At 62.1% G+C, this 5,860-nt stretch carries 8 protein-coding genes; 5 read left to right on the top strand and 3 right to left on the bottom strand.

What is annotated here, in order from left to right; all coding sequences use genetic code 11:
* The 4 genes from ligD to AC1D1P_RS12390 form a co-directional block, all read left to right on the top strand.
* On the top strand, positions 1–800 hold an 800-nt coding region (ligD, locus tag AC1D1P_RS12375), incomplete at its 5' end, for a non-homologous end-joining DNA ligase (protein WP_477673185.1).
* Positions 801–977: 177 nt separating this feature from the next.
* Positions 978–1,250 (top strand): hypothetical protein, encoded by a 273-nt coding sequence (locus AC1D1P_RS12380; protein ID WP_477673186.1) that lies wholly within the window; start codon positions 978–980, stop codon positions 1,248–1,250.
* A gap of 85 nt (positions 1,251–1,335) precedes the next feature.
* Entirely contained in the window at positions 1,336–1,611 is a 276-nt protein-coding gene (locus AC1D1P_RS12385; RefSeq protein WP_477673187.1) for a hypothetical protein, read from the top strand.
* Between the two features lie 283 nt (positions 1,612–1,894).
* Positions 1,895–2,233, top strand: coding sequence for a hypothetical protein (locus AC1D1P_RS12390; RefSeq protein WP_477673188.1), 339 nt, complete (start codon positions 1,895–1,897; stop codon positions 2,231–2,233).
* A gap of 120 nt (positions 2,234–2,353) precedes the next feature.
* Here the strand turns inward: AC1D1P_RS12390 and AC1D1P_RS12395 are convergent, their stop codons facing one another.
* A complete protein-coding gene (locus AC1D1P_RS12395) occupies positions 2,354–3,319 on the bottom strand; it encodes a ferritin-like domain-containing protein (protein WP_477673189.1) in 966 nt (321 codons plus the stop codon).
* Between the two features lie 335 nt (positions 3,320–3,654).
* A complete protein-coding gene (locus AC1D1P_RS12400) occupies positions 3,655–4,383 on the bottom strand; it encodes a glutathione S-transferase (protein WP_477673190.1) in 729 nt (242 codons plus the stop codon).
* Positions 4,384–4,601: 218 nt separating this feature from the next.
* Between AC1D1P_RS12400 and AC1D1P_RS12405 the strand changes: the two genes are divergently transcribed.
* Entirely contained in the window at positions 4,602–4,943 is a 342-nt protein-coding gene (locus AC1D1P_RS12405; RefSeq protein ID WP_477669383.1) for a MoaF N-terminal domain-containing protein, read from the top strand.
* Here AC1D1P_RS12405 and AC1D1P_RS12410 read toward each other — a convergent pair.
* On the bottom strand, positions 4,940–5,608 hold the full coding sequence (locus tag AC1D1P_RS12410) for a DsbA family oxidoreductase (protein ID WP_477669382.1): 669 nt from the start codon (positions 5,606–5,608) through the stop codon (positions 4,940–4,942). The genes AC1D1P_RS12405 and AC1D1P_RS12410 overlap by 4 nt on opposite strands.
* Positions 5,609–5,860 lie beyond the last annotated feature (252 nt).

Consider the following 5,860-nt stretch of genomic DNA (forward strand, 5'->3'; position numbering starts at 1 on the left):
CGCTGATGCTGCCGCACCTCAAGGCCCGTCCCACCGCGCTGGTGCGCGCGCCCTCGGGCATCGGTGGTGAGCTGTTCTTCCAGAAGCATGCCGAGGCTACGTCAATTCCCGGCATCAAATTGYTGGACCCCGCGCTGGACCCCGGCCATGGTCCGCTGCTGGAGATTCCCTCCACAGCCGCCCTGCTGGCGGCCGCGCAGATCAACGTGATCGAGTTCCATACCTGGAACGCCACCACGCGCGCCATCCACAAGCCCGACCGCATGACGTTCGACCTGGACCCGGGTGAAGGCGTTGCCTGGCCGCAGGTTCAGGAGGCTGCGCAACTGGTGCGCGCCTTTCTCGACGAACTGAAGCTCGCGAACTTCCTGAAAACCAGCGGGGGCAAAGGCCTGCACGTGGTGGTGCCGCTCAAGCGGCAATACGACTTCGACACCGTGAAGGATTTTTCGCATGCCATCGTGATGCACCTTGCCGCCGTGATTCCCCAGCGCTTTGCCGCCAAGAGCGGCCCTAAAAACCGCATCGGCAAGATTTTTCCGGATTACCTGCGCAATGGATTTGGCGCCACCACCGTCGCAGCGTGGTCAATGCGTGCCCGGCCGGGCCTCGGCGTGTCCGTCCCTGTCAATTGGGATGAACTGGCCTCACTGACCGGCGGCGCACACTGGACGGCGCAAACCCTGGGCGGGCGCCTGGCAATCGGCAACCAGCCCTGGGAGGCTTACGAGGCATCACGCAACGGGCTTGCCAGCGCCATGAAGCAACTCGGCTTCAAGGCACCGGCGGCTGCGAAGTAATGCCTAATACCCCGCCAAACGTCCCCTCCGCGCAGTGTCGTCCGGTTCCTACAGGTCGAGGGCGGATGGCCCGACATGGAAAAGACGGCGCGGCATCTAAATTGACATAACGGCGCAAGTTTTCGTTTGCTTCGCCTCTTCTCAGGTCCCATTCTTAACTTCATCAAGGAGAAACTCATGGCATCCAACCAGAACGATCCGAAAAGAAACCAGTCGCAGGACAACCAGCAACAACAAGGCCAGCGCAACCAGAACCAGCCCGGCCAGCAGGACAGGCAAAACGCCAACAAGGCCAGCGACGCCCAGCTCAACCAGGGCGGTAACCAGCAGCAGCCCGGTCAGCAACACCAGCACGGTAGCGCCCAGCAATCGCGTAACCAGGCCGAACGTGACGACACCATGGATTCCGGCAACGCTGGTAGCAGGCAACAAGGCCGCAGCAACAAGTGATCGGTTGTGAGCGGATCTTCTATTCATCAAACGGAGGCATATGCCTCCGTTTTTTTGCAACACTGCAGCCACCAGAACCCCCACCATGAAGCAACTCGATGAAATGGATCTGACGCTTTACCTCCAGACTGAAGGCCGGCGCATGGCCGCGGAATTGAGAGGCAAGGCATTGGCGGAAAATCGCTCCCCCACGCCATCTGCCCCGCACCCGCCCGCCTCTGCGGCCCAGCGCCCGCCTTCCCTCCAGCCGCTCCAGCAGCAATGCGGGGCCCCGGCCGCTGGCACCCAAAAGCCGGCACGCAGCCTGAGCGAGGCCTTGCAACGCATGGGCGTGGCGGGTTCGCACCCGCGCCGGATGTAGGCCTTCGCCGCGACTTGGGGCCGAAGGACTGGCTCTGCGTGCGGCCGCGTCCTATCATTCAGGTAGCGCCACAGAACGCGCCTGGAGACATCATGAAAACCCATCTACCCCTCACATTGGCGATCCTGCTCTTCTTGTCCGGATGCCCCGACAACAAGGTTCCCAAAGCACCGCCCAAGGCCCCGGAACCGAAAGCGGACACCGCCCTGTCTTCACCACCAACTGCCGCGATTCAGGCGGCTCTTGCAGCCCAAACCCCGGCAAGCCTGCCCGGCCACACGGCATGAACGGTCGCGCGGGGGTTCGAACGTTATGGCCGGTATGGGTATTCGCGTCAGCCTGGATAGCCGGATGTGCCGGCATGGGTGCGGCGGACCCGCCGTCACACCGCGTCACCGTAGAAGGGCAAACCTACCTTATCAGCCAGTTGACAGCCAGCACATGGACGGCAATTGCCCCGGGGCCCAAAAACGGCAGCGCCACATCGACCCCTTCGGGCCGCGCGGCATTGCTGCAGGCGATTGAACTGCGCTCCGGCTGCAAGGTCACCGATGCTGACTATTCACGCAACGGCGTACAGCTCGACGCCCAGGTGGATTGTGCGAGCAGCTTGAAGAACTAACGAGGGCACTCCCGACATGAAGGAATAAAAAAAGGGGCGACAAATGCCGCCCCTTGGTTTGCCGAGCCTCGAGTGCCGACAAAAAACAATTGATTCCTGTGTGAGCGACAGTCCTTGCGGTTATGAAGCAGTCTTCAGCGCATCGCGCAGGGCTTTCACCTGGTCATGATTGCGCTGTGCGCCCTGGGCCTGGCGTTCCACCACGGCTCTGATACCGGCGGGGAAATTACGCTTCAGGGCTTTGCGGTAGCGTGCCACTGCAGCGTCTTCGCCGCGCTCGCACTCGTTGAGCATCGCCTGGTCGCTCAACGCGCTCAGCGTGGCCCGCACGGAAACCCATCCGCGATGCAATGCACCGCTGACCGAGCCGCCTTCGTCGGGTTTCCCGCCGAGCTGGCGAATCAGGGTTTGCAGCTCCAGGCCCGCAGCCCGGCATTCATCGGCATGGCGAAGCAGCAGTGTCTTGATGTCCTGCGCCTTGGTGTGCTCGGCGCATTCGCGGAAACCATACTCCCCGTCACGGCAGGATTCGAGCAGGTCGTTCAGGTTTTCGATGATGTCGTCATCGCCGTCCACTGTTGCATCGCCTGTTGCGGCGGCATTGTCAAAAGCACCCGGGTACAGGCTCTCAACCCGGGTCCATGCCGCGCGGCTCGCCTCCCTGGCCTGTGGCCAGGTCAACGTCGAACGCTCTCTTTTTGTATCCCAGTGGGTCCGCAAGCGGCTTTCGGTTTCGTCAAATGAACCCGTATATTCCTGCCGGCCATAGAGCCCCAGACGATAGGCCGGCGCATAGTCGTCAAAGGGCCGCCCGTCTTCGTAATAGCTTTCACGGTTGTAGTTGCCGCGCCAGTAGGCTTCTTCTGCAGTCGGGTCCAGTGCTTCGGCAGCTTCCTTGCCGCCCAGCCCGCCAGCCACGGCGCCTGCGATGCCGCCCACTACCGCACCCACCGGTCCGGCCACCGTTCCGGCAGCCGCGCCGGCGGCGATACCGCCTGCCGCAGCGCCAATACCTGTTCCGACCGGATGGGCACCCGGCTCCTTGCTGATGGGATCAAGATTCTGATCGTGCTGTTCCTTTGCCATGGTGTACTCCTTTGTCTCTTGCTGCGTTGTAAAAAAACCGCCCGGATGTTTGCTCGCACCATCGTGATGTGATGATCATTGCCAGGCAGGTAGATTGATGGTGCAACCCAGAGATGTACGGCGCGGTCAGGCAAGCACAGCCTCCTTTGTAGGAGAACGCCGCGCACGTCCCGGCCAGGTTGTCGCGTCAGAAATTTGCGGAATTTCGCCCTGTGGGCCTTTCAGGACAAGCGCAAGCAGCTATCAAAACAGGAGCAACAACAAGGAAGAAGACCTGGACTTGGGCGTGCGCAGGCGATGGCAACAGCACTGCAACTGAAGACCCGGTCCACCACTCAGGCATCGAGCTCCGGGTAACGGCGAAAGATGCCGTCTTCGTTGAAGGGAATGCGCCGCTCGCTCGCGAGATAGGCTGCCACGCGCCGGTTCTGGGCCACGCTGTCGTGCAAGGCTACAACGCGCGGTACGGTTTTCAGTGCGCGGCGGGCCGCCTTGGGAAACGCATACAGCAGCCCTTCCACCAGCTGGAACAGGGAAAGGTCGGCATAGCTCAGCCGGCCCCCCACCAGATGCGCGCTGCCGCGCGGGTTGCGCTCCAGCACGGTTTCAAACCAGCCCAGAAATTTCTTCACGCGCGCCGTCCTGAATTCTTTTGCGCGGCGCAGCGCTTCCTTTTTCTGGTCTTCGTAATACAGGCCGGTTCCTACCGGATGATGGGTGTCGTGCGCCTCGGCCACGACGTCGGCAATCGTGAGCTGCACCTGGTGCGTCCACAGGCGTTGAGCCTCGCTCTTGCCCACCAGGCCCAGGCGCGGACCCAGGTAAAGCAGGATGGCTGCCGACTGCCCGACGATGGTTTTTCCGTCCACCAAAAACGGCGGCGCGAAGGGCGGGTGCGGCACGTCCGCGCTCTCCATGAAGTGCATCATGGCGGGAATGCCCTGGCCGTCGCCCTCGCAGCCACGCGCCACGTCGAGGTAATCAGCGCCTGCGGCCTCCAGCGCCAGCCGGACAAATTCGCCGCGCCCCTGGATGGTGGGCCAGTAGTGAAGCTCGTAAGGCATGAATGACAACTCCTGCGCTTGGCGTTTCATTTTGCGTGAAACCCGGCCTTGAATCCACCGCGAATCCATGGCAAATGCCAATGCGTCCGCTTGTCCTACACCCGATTAACCCACGTCCCACAAATATCTTCCTGTGCGGCAGCTAAGTTGAAATTGTCGGCAAGCGAGCCCGCCTTCATTCAGTCGCGCTGACGTTACTTTTTACTTTTGGAGCTCCCATGACAACCGCCCTCAACGAATCCCTGCATGGCAAGACCCTGCGCTGGAGCTTCAAGGACGGCCCGACGAAGGGCCTTAGCTTTGAGCATATTTTTTCGGGCGACGGAGGGGTGACCTGGCGCAGCACCGGTCCGGGTTCAAAAGACCACCACGAAAGCGCCAGCGCCGCCGTGAAAGTGTCGGACGACGTGCATGTGGTGTCTTATCTCTCAGCGGAAAGCGGCTACACGATCACGGTAGCGCTCAGTCTCAAGACCGGCACAGCCACAGGGTTTGCATCCAACGGCAAGGACTGGGTCCAGCAGTCGGGCACTTTTGAAGTGCTGGGCGCGAGCCGTTAGCCGGCCGCGGCGATCTGCCGCAAGGCCTGTTCGAACACCTCAGCAGGCTGTCCACCGGAGATCAGATGGCGGTCGTTGATGATGACGGCCGGCACGGAATGAATGCCCTGCGTCAGGTAGAACTGCTCACGCTCGCGCACCTCTGCCGCATATTCGCCTGACGCCAGCACCTCCCGCGCGCGGGCTTCATCCAGGCCCGCTTCGGCAGCCGCTTTCGCCAGCACCTCGTGTGAAGCCGGGCTCTGGCCGTCGGTGAAGTAGCGCTTGAACAGCAGTTCCTTCAGCGCCTTTTGCTTGCCCACCCCTTCCAGCTCGGCCCAATGCAGCAGGCGGTGGGCGTCAAAGGTGTTGTAGATGCGACTGCGACCGCCGCCGGGCTCATCGGCCATGCTGAACTTGAAGCCGACCTGCGCGCCGCGCGCGCGGATGTTCTCGCGGTTGGCCTGGGCCTGTGCGGGCGTGATGCCGTATTTCTCGGTGATGTGCTCGGTGATTTCCTGGCCTTCGGGCGCCATCTTCGGATTGAGCTCAAAGGGCTGAAAGTGCAGCTCGGCCTGGATGTCGTCGCCCACGCGCTCCAGCGCCTGGTCCAGGGACTTGAGGCCGATCACGCACCAGGGGCAGGAAACGTCGGACACAAAATCGATTTTGAGTTGGGTGGTCATAGGGGCCTTGAGGGTTGCTGTTCTGGCAGACCGATTTTGGCCCGCAGCAAAGCAGCTTGCGGTTCGCCCGGGGATATTCAAGTACCGGGCGCGAGGTTAATCAGCGGGGGCCGCCCCTGCCTGGGGCCGTCTGTGGCAGCCCTTTTCAAGAAACTGTCACACAAGCTTCCTAAGATTCCCGCAGCGCAGCCCGACTTGCCCCGCCGGAGTGCGCGGCCAGGGCTGCGGCTTCACGACCACTCCACCTGAAAC

It is taken from the genome of Polaromonas sp. P1_E1_2, assembly GCF_056406035.1.